The sequence below is a fragment of the Mycobacteroides franklinii genome, assembly GCF_001853795.1.
In the GTDB taxonomy this organism is placed as follows: domain Bacteria; phylum Actinomycetota; class Actinomycetes; order Mycobacteriales; family Mycobacteriaceae; genus Mycobacterium; species Mycobacterium franklinii.
In genome coordinates this window covers 919,456-939,778 of sequence record NZ_MLIK01000019.1, presented here as the reverse complement: position 1 = coordinate 939,778, position 20,323 = coordinate 919,456, and the positions used below count along the sequence as shown (strand labels likewise).

Annotated in this window: 22 protein-coding genes and 1 pseudogene; 8 read left to right on the top strand and 15 right to left on the bottom strand. The window is 63.4% G+C overall.

Annotation, left to right across the window (positions count from 1 at the left end):
• Nucleotides 1-133 precede the first annotated feature (133 nt).
• Nucleotides 134-520 carry a hypothetical protein gene (locus tag BKG76_RS12270; RefSeq protein WP_083338023.1) on the top strand — a complete coding sequence of 129 codons (387 nt, stop codon included), beginning with the start codon at nucleotides 134-136 and terminating at the stop codon, nucleotides 518-520.
• A gap of 134 nt (nucleotides 521-654) precedes the next feature.
• Entirely contained in the window at nucleotides 655-966 is a 312-nt protein-coding gene (locus BKG76_RS12265) for a GNAT family N-acetyltransferase (RefSeq protein WP_236737569.1), read from the top strand.
• A gap of 41 nt (nucleotides 967-1,007) precedes the next feature.
• Here BKG76_RS12265 and BKG76_RS12260 read toward each other — a convergent pair whose 3' ends face one another.
• Nucleotides 1,008-1,721 carry a DUF1326 domain-containing protein gene (locus tag BKG76_RS12260; RefSeq protein WP_070937877.1) on the bottom strand — a complete coding sequence of 238 codons (714 nt, stop codon included), beginning with the start codon at nucleotides 1,719-1,721 and terminating at the stop codon, nucleotides 1,008-1,010.
• A gap of 143 nt (nucleotides 1,722-1,864) precedes the next feature.
• Between BKG76_RS12260 and BKG76_RS12255 the strand changes: the two genes are divergently transcribed.
• Nucleotides 1,865-2,758 (top strand): amidohydrolase family protein, encoded by an 894-nt coding sequence (locus BKG76_RS12255; RefSeq protein ID WP_070937876.1) that lies wholly within the window; start codon nucleotides 1,865-1,867, stop codon nucleotides 2,756-2,758.
• Here BKG76_RS12255 and BKG76_RS12250 read toward each other — a convergent pair.
• Genes BKG76_RS12250 through BKG76_RS12215 form a run of 8 tightly spaced genes read right to left on the bottom strand, consistent with a single transcriptional unit; the run spans nucleotide 2,719 to nucleotide 10,335 of the window.
• Complete coding sequence (locus BKG76_RS12250) at nucleotides 2,719-3,804, bottom strand: flavin-containing monooxygenase (protein WP_070937875.1); 1,086 nt, start codon at nucleotides 3,802-3,804, stop codon at nucleotides 2,719-2,721. The genes BKG76_RS12255 and BKG76_RS12250 overlap by 40 nt on opposite strands.
• A gap of 10 nt (nucleotides 3,805-3,814) precedes the next feature.
• Nucleotides 3,815-5,461, bottom strand: a complete 1,647-nt coding sequence (locus tag BKG76_RS12245; RefSeq protein ID WP_070939173.1) for an AMP-binding protein — start codon at nucleotides 5,459-5,461, stop codon at nucleotides 3,815-3,817.
• 23 nt (nucleotides 5,462-5,484) lie between these two features.
• Complete coding sequence (locus BKG76_RS12240) at nucleotides 5,485-5,790, bottom strand: acyl carrier protein (RefSeq protein ID WP_070937874.1); 306 nt, start codon at nucleotides 5,788-5,790, stop codon at nucleotides 5,485-5,487.
• Nucleotides 5,787-6,503 (bottom strand): ABC transporter ATP-binding protein, encoded by a 717-nt coding sequence (locus BKG76_RS12235; protein ID WP_070937873.1) that lies wholly within the window; start codon nucleotides 6,501-6,503, stop codon nucleotides 5,787-5,789. Before BKG76_RS12235 ends, BKG76_RS12240 begins: the two co-directional genes overlap by 4 nt.
• A gap of 5 nt (nucleotides 6,504-6,508) precedes the next feature.
• On the bottom strand, nucleotides 6,509-7,615 hold the full coding sequence (locus BKG76_RS12230; RefSeq protein WP_070937872.1) for an ABC transporter permease: 1,107 nt from the start codon (nucleotides 7,613-7,615) through the stop codon (nucleotides 6,509-6,511).
• Nucleotides 7,612-8,802 (bottom strand): cysteine desulfurase family protein, encoded by a 1,191-nt coding sequence (locus tag BKG76_RS12225; RefSeq protein WP_070937871.1) that lies wholly within the window; start codon nucleotides 8,800-8,802, stop codon nucleotides 7,612-7,614. The genes BKG76_RS12230 and BKG76_RS12225 overlap by 4 nt, the downstream gene beginning before the upstream one ends.
• Nucleotides 8,777-9,178, bottom strand: a complete 402-nt coding sequence (locus tag BKG76_RS12220) for an iron-sulfur cluster assembly scaffold protein (protein WP_070937870.1) — start codon at nucleotides 9,176-9,178, stop codon at nucleotides 8,777-8,779. The genes BKG76_RS12225 and BKG76_RS12220 overlap by 26 nt, the downstream gene beginning before the upstream one ends.
• Entirely contained in the window at nucleotides 9,178-10,335 is a 1,158-nt protein-coding gene (locus BKG76_RS12215; RefSeq protein ID WP_070937869.1) for a LuxE/PaaK family acyltransferase, read from the bottom strand. The genes BKG76_RS12220 and BKG76_RS12215 overlap by 1 nt, the downstream gene beginning before the upstream one ends.
• 110 nt (nucleotides 10,336-10,445) lie before the next feature.
• On the opposite strand from BKG76_RS12215, the gene BKG76_RS12210 reads away from it, so the two are divergent.
• From BKG76_RS12210 to BKG76_RS12200, 3 genes are all read left to right on the top strand, one after another.
• Entirely contained in the window at nucleotides 10,446-12,011 is a 1,566-nt protein-coding gene (locus BKG76_RS12210; RefSeq protein WP_070937868.1) for an acyl-CoA carboxylase subunit beta, read from the top strand.
• A gap of 73 nt (nucleotides 12,012-12,084) precedes the next feature.
• Nucleotides 12,085-12,504: a TIGR03618 family F420-dependent PPOX class oxidoreductase gene (locus BKG76_RS12205; protein ID WP_070937867.1), complete on the top strand. Its 420-nt coding sequence runs from the start codon at nucleotides 12,085-12,087 to the stop codon at nucleotides 12,502-12,504.
• 11 nt (nucleotides 12,505-12,515) lie between these two features.
• On the top strand, nucleotides 12,516-13,325 hold the full coding sequence (locus BKG76_RS12200; RefSeq protein ID WP_070937866.1) for an alpha/beta fold hydrolase: 810 nt from the start codon (nucleotides 12,516-12,518) through the stop codon (nucleotides 13,323-13,325).
• Here BKG76_RS12200 and BKG76_RS12195 read toward each other — a convergent pair.
• The 6 genes and pseudogenes from BKG76_RS12195 to BKG76_RS12170 all read right to left on the bottom strand — a co-directional run bounded on the left by BKG76_RS12195 (nucleotide 13,319) and on the right by BKG76_RS12170 (nucleotide 18,096).
• Entirely contained in the window at nucleotides 13,319-14,095 is a 777-nt protein-coding gene (locus BKG76_RS12195) for a glucose 1-dehydrogenase (protein WP_070937865.1), read from the bottom strand. The two genes, BKG76_RS12200 and BKG76_RS12195, sit on opposite strands and share 7 nt — an antisense overlap.
• Before the next feature lie 121 nt (nucleotides 14,096-14,216).
• Complete coding sequence (locus tag BKG76_RS12190; protein ID WP_070937864.1) at nucleotides 14,217-14,732, bottom strand: hypothetical protein; 516 nt, start codon at nucleotides 14,730-14,732, stop codon at nucleotides 14,217-14,219.
• 408 nt (nucleotides 14,733-15,140) lie between these two features.
• Nucleotides 15,141-16,175: pseudogene (locus tag BKG76_RS12185) on the bottom strand (nitronate monooxygenase).
• Between the two features lie 2 nt (nucleotides 16,176-16,177).
• A complete protein-coding gene (locus BKG76_RS12180; protein WP_083338022.1) occupies nucleotides 16,178-17,194 on the bottom strand; it encodes an alcohol dehydrogenase catalytic domain-containing protein in 1,017 nt (338 codons plus the stop codon).
• Between the two features lie 244 nt (nucleotides 17,195-17,438).
• Nucleotides 17,439-17,744: a hypothetical protein gene (locus BKG76_RS12175; protein ID WP_070937862.1), complete on the bottom strand. Its 306-nt coding sequence runs from the start codon at nucleotides 17,742-17,744 to the stop codon at nucleotides 17,439-17,441.
• A 46-nt stretch (nucleotides 17,745-17,790) separates the two neighbouring features.
• The gene (locus tag BKG76_RS12170; RefSeq protein WP_070937861.1) at nucleotides 17,791-18,096 is read right to left on the bottom strand and encodes a hypothetical protein; all 306 of its coding nucleotides are present in this window, start codon (nucleotides 18,094-18,096) and stop codon (nucleotides 17,791-17,793) included.
• 270 nt (nucleotides 18,097-18,366) lie between these two features.
• On the opposite strand from BKG76_RS12170, the gene BKG76_RS12165 reads away from it, so the two are divergent.
• Together BKG76_RS12165 and BKG76_RS12160 are read left to right on the top strand one after the other, a co-directional pair.
• Nucleotides 18,367-18,993, top strand: a complete 627-nt coding sequence (locus BKG76_RS12165) for a TetR/AcrR family transcriptional regulator (protein WP_070937860.1) — start codon at nucleotides 18,367-18,369, stop codon at nucleotides 18,991-18,993.
• Nucleotides 18,993-20,225 (top strand): glycosyltransferase, encoded by a 1,233-nt coding sequence (locus BKG76_RS12160; RefSeq protein ID WP_070937859.1) that lies wholly within the window; start codon nucleotides 18,993-18,995, stop codon nucleotides 20,223-20,225. Before BKG76_RS12165 ends, BKG76_RS12160 begins: the two co-directional genes overlap by 1 nt.
• The last annotated feature ends 98 nt before the right edge of the window (nucleotides 20,226-20,323 follow it).

Genomic DNA, 20,323 nt, shown 5'->3' with positions numbered 1-20,323 from the left:
TGTCCGCAGTTGGCGCGTCAGAAACGTCCACGAACGGCTTTTTCCCGGAGCGACCCCCGACGACGTCACGCCCTTGTTCACAACCCTCGGATCACCTGGGGACCGATTCTGGCCGGGAATCGACTGGAGCCCAATGATTCTGGATCGACCCCTCGCCACGGGATCCAGTGGCGGGCATGGGAAAGTCCGGTACACGTGCACCGCACATGTACCCGGCCGGCTTGCCGAATTCACCTTCGACAATGTGCATGGGAGCGTCATCGACGGCCGGCATGTATTGGAGGCAATACCCCGTCGGGCCGGAATGCTGGTGCGTCACACGCTGGATCTGGAATGCAGCCCTGCCGACTGGATCAAGCTCAGCGCCATTGTGGTTCCCGCGCACAACGCGGTCGTCGAACAGCTTCTTGACAACCTCGAACGCTCCATCGCCGGAACAGTGGCCCGCCCGCATCGGTGGGGCCTTCGCGTGCTGCTGATTCGCCGACTCGTGGGCCTGTCGACGACGATGAGTTCATGACACGGGCGGCGATCGGATTGGGCGAGCCGGTTGACGTCGCTGAGCTACGTTGGCAGTGGGCCCAGGAGAGCGTTGCGGATAACGCTCTTTCACTGCATCCCTCAACAGAATTCGTTTCTCAAGTTGCATCTTGGATGCGGTCGCGCACTGTCTGGGTTGCCCGCAACAAGGGGCTCGTCGCCGGAATGGTGTGTCTTACCCAACATGAGCGGATGCCGAGCCCCAATCCGCAAGCTGCGGCAAACTGGGGGTATCTGGGGCACTTGTACGTTCTTCCCGCCGCCCGCAGTCAAGGCATAGGAAGAGCACTCGTTCACATGGTGCTCGATGAAGCCGTGCATCGGGACTACGCCAAAGTTGTTCTCACGCCGTCAGATCTCTCGGTACCGCTGTATCGACGCTGCGGATTCACCAACGCGCGCACCATGATGGTGTGGCGGCCATAGACCGCACCCGAAATCCGATATCGGGTGCGGTCCGGCTTCGCTCAGTGTGAACAGCAGCAGCCGCCCTCCTGGGCTTCGGCCAATTCCTCGCTGACCTGGGGGGTCGAGCCGTCGGGGCGCCAGTCGAACGGGAAGTGTTTACTGGATCCGCCGCGGTGCTCATGTGACCATTCGAACCCGACGGAGTGGTCTTTCTTGACTACACCCCAGGTCGCGACCTGACCCGGTCCAACTTCCGCACCCGGTGCGTTCGCGGTGGTGACCCGCCGACTGGGATCGGCGGTCGGACCCGTCAACGCCTCGACGTGCAGATCCACCTTGCCCGGAATCTGCGCACTCCAGCTGGCGAGATCGTCAGCCTTGTCGAAGTTGATCGGAACGTATTCGATACCGCGCAGCTCCTCGATGAGACTCGCGAACTCGGCCGGCCAGCCGCCTTCCTTGCCGGTGAAGATGCGTTCAAGCGCGATGCGCTGCCGGGCGTCGGCATCCTCGTCGATGTAGAACATCAGCTTCATGGTCGCGTCCGGATCGCCGACCCACATGTTCCCCTGAAACTCTCCCTGGGCGATCACACCCAAGCCGGTCAAATCCACATCGCCCCAATGCCCCTCGCTGACATGCCACACCAGGGTGAACAGGCAGTCACCGTGGGTGGGTTCCTGCGCGAAGCTGCACGGGCACGGCAGCTTGCAACTGCACACATCGAACCAGTCACCCTTCAGGTTCCAATCGTGGGTTTCCGTCGCTGTCATTTGTCCATTCCTTTCTATACCCCTTGGGGGTATCTGACCAGACTGAACGTAGCAGCGGGCAATCCGGGTTGGCAAGTACCCCTAGGGGGTATATTTCGTCGGGCCTGGTCCACCGGCGTCGATCGATTGATATAGATAGGCGCATGCACGTTTCAGCCTTCGACCCGACGCCCGTCAGACAGATCTGGCAGCAGCTGGAAATTCCCGGCATCGTGGACGTGCACACCCACTTCATGCCGAAATCCGTCATGGACAAGGTGTGGGCGTACTTCGACTCGGCCGGCCCGCTGGTTGGGCGCCCCTGGCCCATCACCTACCGCGCCGAGGAGTCCCAGCGGGTCGCGACGTTGCGCGAGTTCGGAGTACTGCGCTTCACCTCGTTGGTCTATCCGCACAAACCTCAGATGGCGGCCTGGTTGAACCAGTGGGCCGGCCAGTTCGCGGAACAGACACCAGACTGCATCCACACCGCCACCCTGTTCCCCGAGCCCGAGGCCGCCGACTACGTGCGCGACGCCATCGAGGCGGGCGCGGGCGTATTCAAGGTCCACATTCAAGTGGGGGCCTTCTCCCCCACCGATCCTCTGCTTGTTCCGGCATGGGGTCTCATCGAGGACGCCGGCGTTCCCGTGGTGATCCATTGCGGGTCGGGTCCAGCACCGGGTGAGTTCACCGGCCCCGATCGAATCAGGGCCCTTCTCACACAATTCCCTCGCTTGCGCCTGATCGTCGCCCACATGGGAATGCCCGAGTACAGCGATTTCCTCGATCTCGCCGAGCAGTACGACGAAGTTCGGCTCGATACCACCATGGCCTTCACCGCCTTCTCCAACGAGAAGGCGCCCTTCCCACCCGCCGACTACCCCCGGCTTGTCGATCTGGGCCACAAGATCTACTTCGGCAGCGACTTCCCCAACATCCCCTACGGATATGCCGAGGCCATTACCGCAATGCAGTCCATGCCGGGCATCGACGAGGACTGGATGCGGGACGTCCTCTACCGCAATGGCGCCAAGCTATTCGGTGTGGACGGATAGCGTCGGGACTGTTGACGCAGCAAGCGGTCGACGACGAAGACGGCGTCTCGCCCGACTCCTCGCAGTGTCGCTGAGGACAGCGATCGCTGCCACTCCAGCCCGACGTATCCCAAACCCTGGCGAGAGATCGCTATCCCGTTCCGATGGCGCGGAAGACCTTTGGTGTCGAGCACGCCCAAGCCTGCCAGATAGCCGACGTCCGGCCGATATCCCGTCGCCCATACGATCGTGTCGACAGATTCGACGGCGCCGTCGGCCCAGACCACCGCATCATCGTCGATGCGTATGAACATCTTTCGGCGATCGGGGCATCTCGCACCGATCGCCGCCCGATACCGGCCGTCATCGAACACCGGCGCGTTGGGCCGACGGGGTAGCCAAGACCCGACAGGGGCAGTATCTAAACCCGTTCTGGCATACCAGAAATGCATATCAAGCCCCAGTGGACGTCGCGGTACCAAGCGTGGGCGACCGCGGGTAGCCAGCGTGACCGCCGCCGTATCTGCAAGTTCCACCGCGATCTGCACTGCCGAGTTTCCCGCTCCCACCACCACCACGCGCTCACCGGCGAACGGTGCCGCCGCTCGATACTGTCCTGCGTGTAACTGACGTCCCGAGAATGATTCGGCCCCGGAAACCGGGGGAATATATGGGTTTCCGTACGTACCGGTAGCCGCGATCAAGATCGGCGACACGAGTACGTCACCATCATCAGTCAGTACCGAGTAGCCGTGTACATCCGCGCCGACTCGCACCACGCGGCAATCCGACCGAATCTCGGCATCAAGCCGCATCGCGTAGTCACGCAGATACGCGATGACCTCGTCTCGCACCGGATAACGATCGGGATCGCCGGGGAACGGCATACCCACCATGCCGGAGTACCGCGCCGGACTGAACAGGGCGAGGCTGTCGTAGTAGTGCTTCCACGCGCCTCCCGGCTCCTTACCTGCCTCCAAAAGGATCGGGCGTAAGCCCCTGTCGATCAATGCTTTCCCGGCTGCCAGGCCCGATTGGCCCGCGCCAATCACCAGGGCGTCACACATTTGTGGCACGTCAACCTCCAGTCGGTACCAGCTGCGCCGTCCGATACGCCTCACGCACCTTGAGCCGCTGGCGCTTGCCGCTGGTGGTCAGCGGGATCGTGCGGGCCGGCACCACCACAACCTCATCGAGGGAGAACCCGAAAGCGGCACGGACACCGCCGGTGATACGTGCCCGCAGCTCGTCGTACTCGTCGGCCGCCGCCCGGGTTCCCACGACGGCGATCACCGATTCGCGGGCACGCTGCTCATCGTGCAGGGAAAACACCACGGAAACCCCTCCCGCGCCGGATAAACCGTCGATCTCCCGCTCCACGTCATAGGGCGGGAAGTTGCGTCCCCGCACGATGAGCATCTCTTTGCCACGGCCCACGACGAACAGCTCACCCCCGGCGAGGAAGCCGCGGTCTCCGGTGTCGTGCCATCCACCCTCGGGCGCGACCACCCCACCGCCGGGGCTCAAGTAGCCCAACATCACCGACGGCCCACTCACCTGAACATCGCCGACGGCCCCGTCGGGAAGCAATTCTCCTTCGGGCGAAAGGATTTGCAGCCGCAGGCCGGCGACCGCGCGCCCGCACGACACCACGAGCTGATCGTCCTCCGGATTCCGCTCGCCGCGCACTCTGCCGAATGACGTTCCTTCTGACGAATAAGGTTGCAGTGCAATACTTGTCGCAAGCACGGTTTCCGCCATGCCGTAGCACGGCACCAAGGCATCTGACCGCATTCCCAGCGGAGCAAGTCGTTCGGTGACCTCACGCAGCACCGCGTACGGAATGGGCTCGGCACCCACGTAGGCGTGACGCAGTGCGGACAAGTCCACGTCGGCGGGCACGCCGCCACGTCCGATCGCATCCGACACGGCCCGATACGCGAACGGTGGACCTGCGGTGTGGGTCGATCCGTGGTGGGACATGTGCCGTATCCATGACGTCGGATCGCGCAAGAATCCCATCGGGGTCATCACCCCCACCCGAAGACCGTAGAGAAGTGCGGCCAGCACTTGGATGAAGCCCATATCGTGATAGAGGGGCAGCCAGCTGAATACCCGATCTTGGCCACGCAATGCTCTTGTACCGTAGGCGATTGCGCATGAATTATGGACCACGTTGCCATGGGTCAGCAGCACTGCCTTTGGTGCGGACGTGGAACCTGAGGTGAGCTGGATGTGATGGGCATCCCCGGGAGCAGCTGACGAAAGCAATTGCCAATCAATAGGATCCGCATCGACAAGGTCGCCGTACGCCAGCACGTTCGGATGCGCAACAGCCACGGCCACCCGCGGTTGCGCAATGACCATGACCGGATTCAATACCTCGAGCGCCGCACGCACGTGCGCCACTCCCGCCGATTCCGGTCGCGAAGGTGTCGGCGGCGGCGCGACCGCGCACGGTACCGCGCCCAACAACAGCACCGCCAGCAGTGTGGCCAGGTACTCTTCATCACTCGCCGCGATCATGGCCACACGGTCACCGCGCCGCAGGCCACCTTCCGCCAGCGCCGCGGCACGAATCCGGATGGCGTTCACCAGATCTTTCCCCGAAAGCGTATGCAGATGACTTCGCGAATCATAGAAGTCGATCTGCTCAAGATCTGAGCGAAGCAGCGCGGGATAGTCGATCGCACCCGCGGCCATGGCCGGGGCGTTGACCGTCATGTGCTCGCGAATCGCATGATCGCTCATGCCTGTTCGCGGCGTTTCGCCTTATCGCGCAGGCGCTGACGGATGAACGTGCCCACATCACCCACCACAGTGAACGCAAACGCTTCTTCTTCCGGGATGAACACCGTGAACCGGTCTTCCAACTCGTTCATCAGCGCCATCAGTACCACCGAGTCGATGGGAAGGCTCAGCAGCGCAGTTTCGGCACCCACGGCATCGAGATCGACCTGAGCCAGATCTTCCTCGGGGAGCAGCTTGGTCAGTGCCTCTCGCAGCGCGCCGATGATTTCCGCATCTTCGGGAAGCGCCAGGGTTTCGGTCATTGGTCCTCTTTCTCCAGCAGCACACCGTCTTCAAGATGCAGCACACGATCCGCGATATCCGTCAGGCGCAGGTCGTGAGTCACGATCACCACCGCCGCCCCTTGGCTCTTGGCCGCATCGGCAAGCTGCTCGGCCACCTTCTTTCCGGTGGCCGAATCCAGGTTCGCGGTTGGTTCGTCAGCCAGGACCAGACCCGGACGCGCGGCCAGCGCCCGCGCGGCAGCGACGCGTTGCTTCTCCCCGCCTGAGAGCGCGGGGGGACGGTGATCGTTCCGATGCGCCAGCCCGAGCTCCGCCAGAAGTTCCCGGGCACGTGACGCGGCCGCCGCCTTGCCCACCCCGGCGTAACGCAACGGCAGCGCCACGTTCTCCGCACTCGTCAACGCATTCAGGAGGTTGTACTCCTGGAACAGGAATCCCAGTTTTTCCAATCGGATTCGGGCGCGCTCACGCTCGCTCAGGTCACCCACGTTCTGGCCGCCGATCCTGACCACACCCGCCGCCGGGGTCAGCAGCAACCCCATGACCAAAAGTGCGGTGGTCTTACCGCCGCCCGAGGGGCCGACAACCAGCACGACCTCACCGGGGTTGACCGTCAGGTCCAGGCCCCGCAGTGCATGCACGGCCGCATCGCCGGTTCCGTACTTGTGCTCGATGCCCTTGAGCTGCAGAACCGGCTCATGCGAAACATTCGGTTTTTCAGAACTGGTCATTGCACTCACCTCCGGAACGCCTGAGCGGGATCAATCCGTGTTACCCGTCGGACCGGTATGAGTGATCCGATGACCGCCATCACACCGGTGGCTGCGGCCATCGCGGCGAGCATGATGGGAGTCACTTGCACCGTGACATCTCCCAGTCGGTCCTTCACCAGGAACTGCACTCCGTAGGTGATCCCGGCACCCAACAGATATCCGAGCCCGGCGATCAGCGCAGCTTGAGTAATCACGATGCGGCACAACTGTCCTGGGCGAACGCCCAATGCCCGCAGCACCCCGAAATCACTCATCTGCTCGGTGGTGACAGCCAGCACGGTCAAGCCCACCAGCGCAACCCCGACCAGTGCGGCGATCCCAATCATCGTCTTGAGCGGTCGCCCGATCATCGAGATCACAATGGCACGGCTGTTCGCGGCGAAGGTCTCCGACGTCAGCGCATCCATTCCTGGCACCGTCTTTCTCACCGAATCCGCCACCTGGTCATCGGTGACCCCCTCTGCGGGCTGAACGAGGAAGTAGGACACCCGATTTCCGGCCCGTAGTAAGTGCGCGGCATCCGGCAGGGAGATGAACGCGTAGAAATTTCCTACGGCGGCAGTCTGATTGGACAGCCCCACAACCGTAAAGTCGCCGTCCACAAGCTGGACGGTGTCCCCGACATGAATCTTGTTCTTCTTCGCCAGCACCCGGTCCAACACCACCTCCCCGGAACCGGCGACATTGCGTCCTTCGGACAGCGACCACGGGCCGCCCACTCCGGTGGCGGTGTCGTATCCGACGACGAAGTACGCGGTGTGCCCACCGTTGTGCACGAAATCTGATGGCAGACCAAGGATTGGCTCCGCCGACTGCACACCGGGCACCTTAAGTAGCCGGTCCTTGCCGTCACCGGGCAGCCACGACACTGCCCGGAACATCTGCGACACACCCGGCTGAACCACCCAGACCGCTCCCTTGGAGTGATCGATGTAGGTGGTCACCTGATTGGTGGTGCCGACGAAGATTCCCGACATCACCAATACCAGGATCACCGCGACGGCCACCCCGATCACCGACAGCACGAATCGGGCTCGCTCGGCCACAAGGTTCTTGACGGCGACGATCATCGGACCATCCCGCCTGCCATGGCGCGCAGCCTTCGCACCGCACGCGCGGTGACTTCGACAACCCTGTCCACATCTGCCGGTGACACACTCGGGCCCAGAGAGAACCGAACGGTCCCGCGTGCCTGGTCCTCGGTCAGTCGCATCGCCTGCAGCACATGAGAAACGGTGTCTTCGCCGGCATGGCATGCCGATCCGGTGGATACGTAGATGCCATGCATGTCGAGATCGTCGGCGAGGGTATCGGCCCGGATTCCGTCGAATCGCAGACTCACCGTCTCCTCCAAGACCGGTTCGCTCACGTTCAGATGCACGCCGCCCACCGCACGCAGCCCCTCGATCAGCTGCTCACGCCGGTCCCGCACACCCAGCCGGTAGCCCATCGCCACGGTGCGCAGACACACTTCGGCCGCGGCGGCCATGCCGAGGGCGCCGGGCACATTCTCGGTGCCCGCACGCAGCCGGTTCTCCTGTGGTCCTCCCCGCATCACCGGCAACAGCCGATGCCCACCGCGGACAAACAGCGCACCCATTCCGCGTGGCCCGCCGAACTTATGCGCAGACACCGAGATCATGGTCGCACCAACGCCTGTCAGGTCCAATTTGCCCGCGGTATGCACCGCGTCGGTGTGGAACGCGGTACCCGATTGCGAGGCGATATCGGCGATCTCCCGGACCGGCTGGATCGCACCGGTCTCGTTGTTGGCGTGCATCACCGACACCAACTCGGTATCGGGGCGCAGCGCGCGGGCCACATCCATGGAATCGAGGTGTCCAGTCGGTGCTGGATCCACGAAGGTCACCTCCACGCCCAGATCCCGCAGTGCGTGAGCGTTCGCGAGAACGGCCGGGTGCTCGATGGATGACGTCACCAAATGGCCCTGAAAACCCACGGCTGCGAAGGTTCCCCATAAGGCAAGGGTGTTCGCCTCGCTTCCGCCAGAAGTGAGCACCACCTCATCGGCATCCGCTCCGAGCATCTGCGCGACGGTCTTCCTCGCATCGGTGAGGGCATCCGCGGCGTCACGTCCGGCACTGTGGCGGCTGGACGGATTACCCAGCAGCCGGTGCCCGTTCAGGACGGCTTGCGCCGCGCGTGGATGCAACGGCGCGGTGGCGGCGTAGTCCAGATATATCTCGGCAGGGGCAACCAGTGTGGGCGGGCTAAGAACCGGGGATGGTGCTGACATCTTCGTGAATTCCGTTGCGGTAGTTGTTGGCTAGGCGTTGCGCGACGTCGGCGCCGAGCGCCGCGACGTGCTGCTGTTCGGGCGAGAGGCCACCCGACCATTCGGTGACCTGAGTCGCTTCGATCGCCGCGATGTCTCCCACCGGCATCCCACTGAGACGCTCGGTGAGAATGGACGCCACGGCCAACGACGCCGAACACCCGTAGGCCTCGAAACCGATCTCACTGACGGCGTCATCACGAACCTGAGCACTCAACAAAATCTGGTCCCCACACACCGGATTTCCGATGAAGGCGGTGACATCGGCATGTGCCAGGCGGCCCGAGTTACGAGGGTTGGTGAAGTGGTCGACCACGGTGGGGCTGAACCGGGGCACTAGGCGCCCACCGCTTCCGTCACCCCAGCGGAAACCAGCTCGCACTCGGCGACGACTTCTTGTGAGTCGATGTACTTTTCGATACTCACGGCGCAGCAGCCCAGTTCGGCACCCTGGCGCCGCCGCCGGAACTTGACGGTCTGGCCGGTGCGGCCGCAGGGGCAGTCGCTCTCGTCCACCTCACCGATGTCGTCGGAAAGCAGAAAGCCGGGATACGCGGTGTTCAGTGCATCGAGGATCGCTATCCCGCCGGTCTTTCCGGGCTGCAGTTCGACGGAGGCGTCGGTGACGTCCCGGATGGAGATGTAGCACCACGGCGGCACATGCTTGCGCTGATGCTCGCACTCGATGGCGAGCATGTTCGACTCGATCATCCCGTACATGTCGCGGATGCGGGTGCGGTCGATTCCCAGTACGCGCTGTGCCTTCTCGTTGAAGTCGTCGCGGCTGATCGAATTGCCGGTGTACTGCTTCCAGCCGCCCAGCATGATGATCAGCGAGTCGGGGTCAAGCCTGAGTGGAATATCCTCCAGTTCCAGGTATTTCAGGAACCTGGCAATGATGAACGGCGGACCGATGAGGTGGCGGGTCATCCGTCCCTCCCAGCTCCGCAGCTGCGCCAGGGCCTCTTCGGGATCGAAGGAGTACTCGCGCACGACGTACCGGTGGTCATCGAGCATCCCGGTGAGGAGATTGAAGATCTTCACCATGCCCATCTCGGGCACCTCGGCGGTGGAGGGGCACAGGAACAGCCCGGCGCCCTGGGAGATGCCGAAGAAGTCGCGGTATCCACCGAAAATTCCGACCGATGCCCTGGTCACCGTCGTCGAATCACGCCGCGCGACCGACGGGACACCGCTGGTCCCCGTCGACCGGATCTCGATCTCGACATCCTCGAGCCCGCAGGTCATGAGCACATGTGCGCCAGCCTGTTTGAACATGCTGACCGGAAGCAGGGGGATGCGGTGCAGGTCAGCGCCGTCACGAATATCACTCGGGGTGAGGCCGACGGCATCGCACTGGGCACGGTAGAAGCCGTTGCCTTCGAAGTGCACTGCGAAGGTTTCGCGCACCACATCGGTAAGCGATGCCCGCCAGTCGTCTCGTGTCATCCGGAGGGCTTCCCCCGGCATCCCGAGCATGGTGACCAAATCCACTGCACATCTCCTTTGACTGCCTAGCCCACACAGGGCACCGGTGGAGTGGTCGAATCATCGTGAGGAAAAGTTCCCGCAGACTTACAACGCCTTGTGGAAGAGTGCGACCTGTGCCGGACGATGATCTACGCGACGACCATGCCGAGCTATTACAGAGACGTGCGCTCACCGAGGACGCGGCCCGCCCCGAGGCGGTTGCGCGCCGCCACGCCGCCGGCGGTCGTACCGCCCGGGAGAACATCGCCGATCTGGTAGATGCTGGATCGTTTGTGGAGTACGGCCGATTCGCCATCGCCGCGCAGCGCGGCCGTCGCGAGATCGCCGACTTGATCGCCCGCACACCCGCGGACGGGCTCGTCGCCGGAACCGCACGAATCAACGGCGAACTGTTCGGTTCCGACCGCAGCGCCTGCGCCGTGCTGTCCTACGACTACACCGTGCTGGCCGGGACGCAAGGTGCACTCGGGCACCAGAAGAAGGACCGGCTCTTCGATCTCATCGAACGCATGAAGCTCCCGACGGTGTTCTTCGCCGAGGGCGGCGGCGGTCGCCCGGGCGATACCGATTACCCCGTGGTCTCGATGCTTGATGTCCGTGCGTTCAAGTTGTGGGCGGCCTTGTCGGGGGTCGTGCCGCGGATCTCTGTGGTCAAGGGCAGGTGCTTCGCGGGCAATGCCGTCATCGCGGGCTGCTCTGACCTGATCGTGGCGACCAGGGACACATCGATCGGCATGGGCGGTCCCGCCATGATCGCAGGCGGTGGACTCGGCGATGTGCATCCGGACGAGGTCGGGCCACTTGCAGTCCAGTCCCCAAACGGTGTCGTCGACGTGGTGGTGGACGACGAGCAACGGGCCGTCGCTGTGGCCAAACGGCTTATCGGCTACTTCCAGGGCACGGTAGAGACCGGCGAATCGGCCGATCAAACCACTTTGCGGACAATGATTCCCGAACGTGCCCGACGCGCGTATCCGGTGGGACCCATTATCGAGACGCTCGCCGACGCGGGCTCGGCGACCTTTCTGCGAGAGAAGTTCGCCCCCGAGATGGTGACCGCGCTCGCCCGCATCGAAGGCCGGCCGATCGGCATCCTGGCCAACAACTCGATGGTGATGGCGGGGGCGATAACCGCCGCCGCGGCGGACAAGGCCGCGCGGTTCTTGCAGCTCTGCGATGCCTTCGGATTGCCGGTGCTCTCACTGGTCGACTGCCCGGGGTACATGGTGGGTCCGGCCGCGGAGGCCGACGCGTTGGTTCGACGCGCATCACGCATGCTCGTCGCCGGGGCCGCAATGCGGGTTCCACTGGTCGCGGTCATCTTGCGCCGCGGGTATGGCCTTGGCGCACAAGCCATGACCGGCGGCAGCCTGCATGAACCGTTACTCACCGTGGCGTGGCCGAACGCGCATCTGGGCCCGATGGGCCTAGAGGGCGCGGTGCGTCTGGGGCTGCGCAAGGAATTGGAGGCAATTCCCGACGAGGCCGCCCGAGAGGAGGCGGTGCGTCACGCAACCGCCGCGGCGCAGGAGAATGCCAAGGCACTCAACGCCGCTCAGATCTTCGAGATCGACGACGTGATCGACCCGGCCGATACGCGTGCACTGGTCGCCTCGACTTTCGCCGCCGCCATGCGGGAACCGCTGCCGCCGCGCCGCCCCGTCGTCGATACCTGGTAGCAGCTCGGCCACATCGATCCGGTTTCTTCGGGATTTGATCTCAAGTGAACTTGAGATTCTAGGTTGTGGACCCATGACCTCGATCCATGATCCGGCCGTCCGTCTGTTTCTCGACTCCAATCCTGCCCTGATCGGGCAACTTGGGTACCTCGCAGTCGGCGGACGGCCGCTGATCCTCCCCATCTGGTATCGGCTGGCCGATGATCATCTCCAGTTCATCACACATCGAAACACTCTGAAAGTCAGGGCTTTACAACGTGATCCGCGTGCCGTGATCGCTGTGGCGACGCAGGCGGAGCCATTTCTCTACGTACAGATCCAGGGCGAGGCAACGATCGAACCCGACGAGTCCGGAGTGCGCGCCGCCCTGCTGGACATCACCGCCCGATATCTGGGCGCCGATCGCGCCGAAGCCTATGTAGAAGAGCATCACAGCGCACCCGGCGAAGCAATCGTGCGCGTGCGCCCTTCCCGCGTCCACGCCTCTCTGTAGGGAGACCGACGATGCACACCATCACCATCGACGGCACACCGATCACCTTCGACGATCAGGGCCTGGACGACGGGCCCGCCCTCCTGCTGCTCACCGGGTGGGGGCACGATCACCGCGCCTATGACGAGCTGCTGCCCCATCTCGTCCCTCGTCACCGTGTCATCCGCGTGGATTGGCGCGGCCATGGCATCGATCGCACTCCCGTGGCTGAATTCGGTCTTGCGGAACAAGTTTCGGATGTCGTCGGATTGCTCGATGCCCTGAGCGTGGACTCGTTCGTCCCCGTGGCGCACGCTCACGCCGGCTGGACGGCGCTGCAGCTCGCCGATCGGCTCGGCGCCGCGCGGGTACCGGCCGTCATGATCATCGACCTCATCATGACGGCCGCTCCCCGGGAATTCCTCAACGGCATCAGGGCATTTCGTGACCCCGCGCGGTGGCAGTCCAGCCGACTGGAGTTCCTCCGGGCCTGGCTGGCAGGTAGCCACAACGAGGCCGTGAACCGGCACATCCGCACCGAGATGGGCGGATTCGGATTCGAGGTATGGGCGCAGGCGGGACGCATCATCGACGATGCGTACGCCACCTGGGGCTCACCGATGTCCCGGATGGAGAAAATCATCGAGCCGCGGCGCGTTCACCACATCTTCTGCAGGCCCGAGCGCACCGCCTACGACGATCTGCACGACGAGTTCCGGGCGCGCAATTCCTGGTTCAGCTACGCCCGTCTGGACGGCACGACACATTTCCCGCAGCTGGAATTGCCGCTGCGGGTGGCAGAGGAGCTCCGGGATCTACTCGCCGCCGACCGAGATCACTGACCCGTGATTGTTCTCAGAGTGGGGCCGGCGGTCCAGCCACCGTCTACGGCAAGCTCGGCGCCGGTGACGTAACTCGCGGCGTCCGACAAGAGGTAGGTCACGGCGCCCGCCACCTCATCGGCGGTGCCCACGCGGCCCATGGCGGTGATCGGCATGTTGCCCTCCCCCTGCTGGAAGCCCTCTTTGGCCGTCATCGGGGTGTACACGACACCGGGATGCACGGAGTTGACCCGAATCCGCTCGGGCCCAAGTTCAATCGCCGCAACCTTGGACAGGCCCCGTACGCCCCATTTCGACGCACCGTAGCCGGAGGTGAGCGCCAGCCCGACCAGACCGGCAGCCGACGAGATATTCACGATCGCACCGCCACCATGTGCCCGCATGGGCGCTATGACGGCTTGCATGCCGATGAAGACACCGACCAGATTGACCTCGATCACCTTGCGAAAGTGTTCGAGCGCCTCATCGGCCACCAAGGCGGCACTGGAGATCCCCGCGTTGTTCACCAACCCGCTGATGGAGCCGAACTCCGCCAGCGTGGTCTGGACAACCGTCTGCCACTGTTCGGCATCCGTCACATCCAGCTGTGCGAATCGCGCGGCACCACCGAGTTCGGTCGCCAAGTGGCGTCCCTCTTCTACGAGCACATCAGCGATGACGACGTTGCCGCCTTGCGACACGATCCGGTGCGCGAAGGCCGCGCCGAGCCCGCGAGCTCCACCGGTAACGATGACGTTCTTTCCTTGCAGCAGAGCAGAATTGCCATTCATGACTCCAGGCAACCACAGCACTGACAGCAGGTAGCGAGTTCCTCCCGCCCATCGGGAGGAGTGAGCGATAACACCAGCGCACCCCAATTGTGGGGTGTCACCCAAGGTTTTTCAGATCTAGCTAGGCCTCGACCGAGTCCGCCTCCGCGGGCCCATCCCCAGCGGGTGCCGGTCCGGGATGGGGCGCGAGCACCGACGCGGGAATCACCTCGGGACCGTCGCCATCGGCAGGCACATCCAAGGGCGCGGATCCCGCCGCCTCATCGTTGTCCATCGGTAGGTACATGTGACGCTGGAACTGGGGCTGGTAAGCACCGCCACCACCGATCTTCACGCCACCTCCCTCACCGCTGGAGACGGCGGTACCGTCGGGCAGCGTGACAGCGGTGTGACCGCCGTTCCAGCCAATCACCAGCGCACCGGGGGCGGTGCCGTACTTGAAACCACGTGCGAGAAGCGCGCGCTCCTGGTTCCCGGTGTTGAACCGAGAACCGAACGCGGGGCGGTCGGTGGCGACGTTGGACACCCAGGAGGCCAGGCCGGAGCAGTCAGTGCCCCGAGGGGTGTCCCCACCCGAGACATACGGCGTACCCGAGACCTGATGGATAAACGCCAGCAAAGCAGCGAGATCAGACATGGGACGCGACGCTAACAACCAGCTTGATGGCCTACCAAAATATGTGGCTTCCGTCATATTTGCTGGAGATTATGACGGAAGTTACTGCCCGCCAACGCGATGCTGATTACCGTAGTCCATGTCCGATCGTTCGTCCACTCGGACAAACATGCAGGACACAGTCGGTTTGTCCAACGTTTGTCACCGTTGATTCGAAATTTGCTGTGCACTACCCGCATTGATCACTTTTCCTGCACATTGACGCATCTCTTGTATTAACGCAGGAGATTTTCTGTTACCTATCCCACCTTTTGGCCGGTGCCCGTCTCATTCCGTGGGATGGCTTGCGCGCTACCTCATTCGAGGATTCACACCGCCTCAACGTGTCAAAAATCCACATTCCCGCCGTATTTTCCGTGCGCTTGCCGGTCAGCGCCGGGAATCGGCCAACTCGCTCATGATGTCGGCCACCGAGCCGACTCTGATCTTCTTGAATCCGCTTCCCGCCCAAACGTTTGTGGCCTGCGGATCTCCTGCGCGGACTGCGGCCACCCGCACCGGGCTCGTCAGATAGTGCACCTCGGTGTATCCCAGCGGGGCCTGTTCTTCATGCTCGTCAATGAACCTGTTGCGTAAGCCGCGCGCGTATCAACCCGAAAATGACTTAGTTACAACAGTTTCAGAGAAATCCGGGTTCCGCAGCGCGGCCCGATGGACGGGACTGCTGCCCGCCTCATCGGCCAGGAGAAATGCCGTACCCAACTGTGCGGCAACGGCTCCCGCCGCTATTGCGGCGTCGACGTCCTCACCGGTGACCAATCCACCCGCAGCAACGACCGGCACATCAAACTCTTCGCGCAGTCCGGCCAGCAGATCTGCCAATGGTTGCGTTGCCGGTGCGGCGGCCGGATCGTACGTACCGCGATGCCCTCCCGCCTCCGGTCCCTGCGCGGCCAGCACATCGACACCGGCTCCTATCGCTAACGCCGCCTCACGCAGTGTGGTCACGGTGGCAACGGTCGCAATGCCCAGGTCCGTCAAGCTCCGGCGCTCCTCGGGACTCGGAGCACCAAATGTGAACGACACGACCTCCGGGCACAGCGCCCGAACAACATCCAGCTTGGCGGCCCAGTCGTCATCGCTGAACCGAGGCAGCCCAAGCTCCACCCCATACCGCTGTGCCTCACCGGCAAGGTCCTTGGCGTATCGCTGGATCGCTTCGGCCGTTGCCACACTTGGTTGCGGGACAAAAAGATTCACTCCAAGGGCACCCGAGGTGAGAGCTCGTGCCGCGGCGATGCGTTCGGCGAGCGCATCGCCGGTCAAACATCCCGCAGCCAGAAACCCCAACCCGCCGGCATTCGTCCCGGCAGCGGCGAGTTCGGGGGTACTCGGGCCGCCCGCCATCGGCGCCACGATCACACGGCGGGAAAGCTCGCGGAGATCAAAGCGGCCCGTCGCCATGATCAGGCCGACATGTCGAGGACGACGCGGAACCTCGCGGCGCCGGAAAGCATGTGTTCGTAAGCTTTTGGTGCATCCGCCAATGGCAGAATCTCGTTCATCGAGCGAATGCCGTGGTGCTGAGCGAGATTCAGGTTGTCTTCGTTCTCTATCGCGCTGCCCGTCAGGGAACCGATGATCGAGCGGGTTCCGAAGATCAGCTCGGGGATACTCGCCTCAATGGGCTCGGAGTCCGCACCCACGACAACCAACTTGCCGTTGGGTGCCAATCCCGCGATCAAGGGCGACATCGACGACCCGCTGGATGCCGTCGCGATGATTGCGGTGGCACCCCCCAACGCCCGCAAGGCCTTCGCGGGATCGCCCGCGGTGCTGTCGATGTACTCGTCAGCACCGAGTTTTCTTGCCAGCTCGGCCTTTCCGGTACCACGAGCGATGGCGGCAACGCGAAAGCCCAATGCCTTGGCGTACTGAAGACCCAGGTGACCCAGCCCTCCGATGCCCTGGATGGCGACAAGGGAACCCGGTCGGGCATTCGCGGTCAAGAGCGCCCGGTACACGGTAAGACCGGCGCATAGCAGCGGCGCCGCATCGACCGGATCAACCCCGGCGGGGACTCGGACCAGACCGCTGGCCCGCGCGTAGGCCACCTCGCTGTATCCACCGTCGACTGTGGTGCCGGTCGTGTTCTGATGGGAGCAGTTCACGAAATCGCCACGGCGACACTGCTCACACTCGCCACAGTGTCCGTTGAGATACCCGATACCGACTCGTTCGCCGATCTGCCACGCGTGTACACCCGCGCCGACGGCGTCGATCACGCCCACAATTTCATGGCCGGGGACAATCGGTTTCGACGGATCCGCCCGCATTCCCTCGGCCGCGAACGCATCGGTGTGGCACACCCCGCACGCCTCTACCCGGACTCTCACCTCGCCGGGCGGGGGTTCGGTGAGCTCCCGCTCCACCAGACGAAAGTCCCGCCGGCCCGTTACCTCGAATGCACGATATGTGGACACGATTCCTCCTCGGGTGCGTGCTCAGCCCGTCCAGCGGTGGTGGCGGGATGATCAAACACTGGCACATATCGCCGAAACGCGATACGTGCATACCTCCGGGAACTACTGCCCGTGGTCAACCATTCCCCGGAGCGGGAGGAGTCGGCCGTCGTCGCGGCCCGGTCCCTTCTCATCGGGCTGGTGACGACACGGAGCGAGCGTCATTCACTCACTACCAAGTGCCGCCACCGCCCGGCGGGAACAGCTAGCAGGCCAGCGTGACGTACGCGACCTTTTGGCCCACGGAAGGAACCGTCGTCGGCTGGTTGCGCATGTTGCGCCCCGGCTGCACATTCTGAACACTGGATTGCTGTGACACTCCCTGAACTGTGCACTCCGACGGATGTTCGGACCCCACCTTGGTGATGATCACCCGGTACCCGTTGGACTTGAGGTCGCTGATCACGGATTCCGGATCTGAGGCGGGGCCTGCGAACGCGGCGGCCGCTGTCACCAGCGACAGCCCGGCGGCGCCGAGCGCCGCCGCTGTCGATATCACGATCTTCTTCATTGCTTGCGCTCCTTCTACATCATTGAAGACGAAGCCGCCCTGATGGTTACGCGTTGTCAGGCGATGGCGACTGGCTCGGGTTGATCTTGTGGGTGCCGTACGGGACCTGCGGGTTGGTTCCCAGCGGGACGTGCGGGTTGGCACCCTCGTAGGTCGGCTGGTGAGCACCCTGCTCGTAGGCCACGCCGCCCGGTGTCACACAGGCGCCCTGCTGGGCGTTGTTGACACTGTTCTTGTTGGCGTAGCAGCCGGGGGGAGGCGTCGGGCCCGCCGCGGCGATTGGTGCGCCCAGGAAGGCGACTGTTGCCGCGACGCCGACTCCACCAAGGATTGCAACGAGTGACTTTTTCATCTGATGTTTCCTTTCCGCTCGGTCAAGTTGCTAATGGCCTGGGAAGTGAAACCACTTGCCTAAGACATCAACGTTGATGCATTCACCCAGTTCAACGGCTTCCGGGTTCACCTAGTTCCCAATTTATGAGATGTTCGGTTGATTCTCAGCTAAATCTCAGAGTACCCCATGGGGGTTGGGGTGATAGAAAGGTGGTATATAGCCGTTAACCTTCCGTTAACCAGGTGAAACGGCTTAATTTCTATAGATCATTTGATCTATAATTAGATCATGCGATCTAAAAATAACGCCGAACGGACCTTCACCGAGGCCGCTCGCCGCGAGCAGATCGTTGCGTGCGCGATGGACGTCATCGCGGAGGTCGGTTACCCGCAGACCTCGATCCGAAAGATCGCCGACCGCGCCGGCATCGCGATGAGCGTCGTCCTGTACCACTTCGGCACCAAGGACGGGCTCATCGAGGCGGTCATCGCCTCCATGTACCAGGCGGCTCTCGAAACTGTGCCGCCGGCTATAGCCCGGGCACGTACGCAGACCGACAAGCTTGCGGCCTACATCCATTCCAGCATCGACTATTTCGATACCCATCGTGCGCAGCTGGCGGCACTGGCACAACTGGGTACGAGCTACAAACCCAGCGGCGGGAAGCATCTCAGCGACCTGGGATTGACACCCGAACTGTCCGAACAACTGACCGAGCTCGATCCATCCACCATTCTGCGCGCCGGCCAGAAGTCGGGCGAGTTCTGCTATTTTCCAGTCGATTCCACCGCTATCGCCCTGCAGGGAGCCGTGAACGCGGTGGTCGAGAAGATTCTGCGGGACCCGAAGTTCGACGCGCACCGCTATTCGGAGGACCTCGTGAAAATGTTCAGTCGCGTAGTAAGGAACGCGTGATGGCGAATGTCGTTATCACCGCCCTCGGTAGCCACGGCGACGTCGCTCCGTTGACCGGCGTAGGCACCCGCCTCCGCGAGGCAGGGCATCACGTGACCCTCGCCGCGTACGAACGCTTTGAATCCTTGATATCCCCCTGCGGCATCGACTTTCGCGGCATCGCTGGACCCGACGCACCGCCCGACGAGGCGAATGTCAACGTCACCAAGGCGCTCACAGAGTTCCTCTCGCCGGGTGGGATGCGCTCACTCGGCAGCGCACTGCTGGCGGCCCTACATGACACGCCTGCCGACATACTGCTGCTGTCACCGTTCTCCGAACTGGCCGGGCATCCCCTCGCCGAGGCGAAAAGGATTCCGTCCGTTGGAATCCGGTTCCAGCCGTTTTCTGCCACCGCGAAGTTTCCACCGGCCGCGCTCGGGGCCTGGTCGGCCGGAGCGACAGTTAATCGTCTGGCATCCCAGGTCGGGGCCCGGCTTGTCGATCGTCTCTACAGCGGTGTGGTGGCCGACTTTCGCGAAGACCTCGGCCTGCCAAAGGTATCGGCCAGACAGCTGCGCCGCGGCCGAACGGAATCGGAATGGACTGTTCTGCATGGTTTCTCGCCGCACATTGTGTCGAGACCATCGGACTGGCGGCCGGGCCTGGAAGTCTGCGGCTACTGGTGGCCGCACGCCGATCCGCATTGGCGCCCCACTACCGAACTGGTCGATTTCCTCGCAGCGGGCGCACCCCCGGTGTACGTCGGATTCGGAAGCACAATGACCTCCGCCAAGCAGGCCGAGCATATTTCGGAGCTCGCGCGCAGCGCACTACGCAGGGCGGGCATGCGGGGCATCGTGCAATCCGGGTGGGCGGGAATCAATGCCGATGGCGATGATGTCCTGACGGTGGACGAGGTACCGCATAGCTGGCTTTTCCCGCAATTGGCAGCCGTCGTACATCATTGCGGTGCCGGAACAACCGCGGCCGCGTTGCGTGCCGGGGTCCCCGCGATTGCCGTACCGGGACTAGGCGATCAACCCTTCTGGGCTCGACGGCTCCGCGATCTCGGGCTCAGCGCCGACACCATCCCGCAACGTGCTCTCACCGTTGAACACCTGGCCGCTGCCATCCGCACCGCCGTGACCGACCACGAGCTCAAGGATCGGACCCGCCGGATCGCGGACATCCTCACTATCGAAGACGGCGCGGCGCAGGTTCTGTCGACCGTCGACCAATTGCTGCGCTGAGCGCGCTATCGACAGACCTTGTCAGAGTGACCGAGGAAGTCCGCGACACCCCTCGTGAGTCAGTTCCCGGCATGCGCGCGGTGTGAACTCGGTCGCGG

Coding starts and splice junctions, on each gene's coding strand:
- BKG76_RS12270 (WP_083338023.1), top strand. CDS start 134: ATGATTCTGGATCGACCCCTCGCCACGGGATCCAGTGGCGGGCATGGG.
- BKG76_RS12265 (WP_236737569.1), top strand. CDS start 655: ATGCGGTCGCGCACTGTCTGGGTTGCCCGCAACAAGGGGCTCGTCGCC.
- BKG76_RS12260 (WP_070937877.1), bottom strand. CDS start 1,721: ATGACAGCGACGGAAACCCACGATTGGAACCTGAAGGGTGACTGGTTC.
- BKG76_RS12255 (WP_070937876.1), top strand. CDS start 1,865: ATGCACGTTTCAGCCTTCGACCCGACGCCCGTCAGACAGATCTGGCAG.
- BKG76_RS12250 (WP_070937875.1), bottom strand. CDS start 3,804: ATGTGTGACGCCCTGGTGATTGGCGCGGGCCAATCGGGCCTGGCAGCC.
- BKG76_RS12245 (WP_070939173.1), bottom strand. CDS start 5,461: ATGACGGTCAACGCCCCGGCCATGGCCGCGGGTGCGATCGACTATCCC.
- BKG76_RS12240 (WP_070937874.1), bottom strand. CDS start 5,790: ATGACCGAAACCCTGGCGCTTCCCGAAGATGCGGAAATCATCGGCGCG.
- BKG76_RS12235 (WP_070937873.1), bottom strand. CDS start 6,503: ATGACCAGTTCTGAAAAACCGAATGTTTCGCATGAGCCGGTTCTGCAG.
- BKG76_RS12230 (WP_070937872.1), bottom strand. CDS start 7,615: ATGATCGTCGCCGTCAAGAACCTTGTGGCCGAGCGAGCCCGATTCGTG.
- BKG76_RS12225 (WP_070937871.1), bottom strand. CDS start 8,802: ATGTCAGCACCATCCCCGGTTCTTAGCCCGCCCACACTGGTTGCCCCT.
- BKG76_RS12205 (WP_070937867.1), top strand. CDS start 12,085: ATGACCTCGATCCATGATCCGGCCGTCCGTCTGTTTCTCGACTCCAAT.
- BKG76_RS12200 (WP_070937866.1), top strand. CDS start 12,516: ATGCACACCATCACCATCGACGGCACACCGATCACCTTCGACGATCAG.
- BKG76_RS12195 (WP_070937865.1), bottom strand. CDS start 14,095: ATGAATGGCAATTCTGCTCTGCTGCAAGGAAAGAACGTCATCGTTACC.
- BKG76_RS12190 (WP_070937864.1), bottom strand. CDS start 14,732: ATGTCTGATCTCGCTGCTTTGCTGGCGTTTATCCATCAGGTCTCGGGT.
- BKG76_RS12175 (WP_070937862.1), bottom strand. CDS start 17,744: ATGAAGAAGATCGTGATATCGACAGCGGCGGCGCTCGGCGCCGCCGGG.
- BKG76_RS12170 (WP_070937861.1), bottom strand. CDS start 18,096: ATGAAAAAGTCACTCGTTGCAATCCTTGGTGGAGTCGGCGTCGCGGCA.
- BKG76_RS12165 (WP_070937860.1), top strand. CDS start 18,367: ATGCGATCTAAAAATAACGCCGAACGGACCTTCACCGAGGCCGCTCGC.
- BKG76_RS12160 (WP_070937859.1), top strand. CDS start 18,993: ATGGCGAATGTCGTTATCACCGCCCTCGGTAGCCACGGCGACGTCGCT.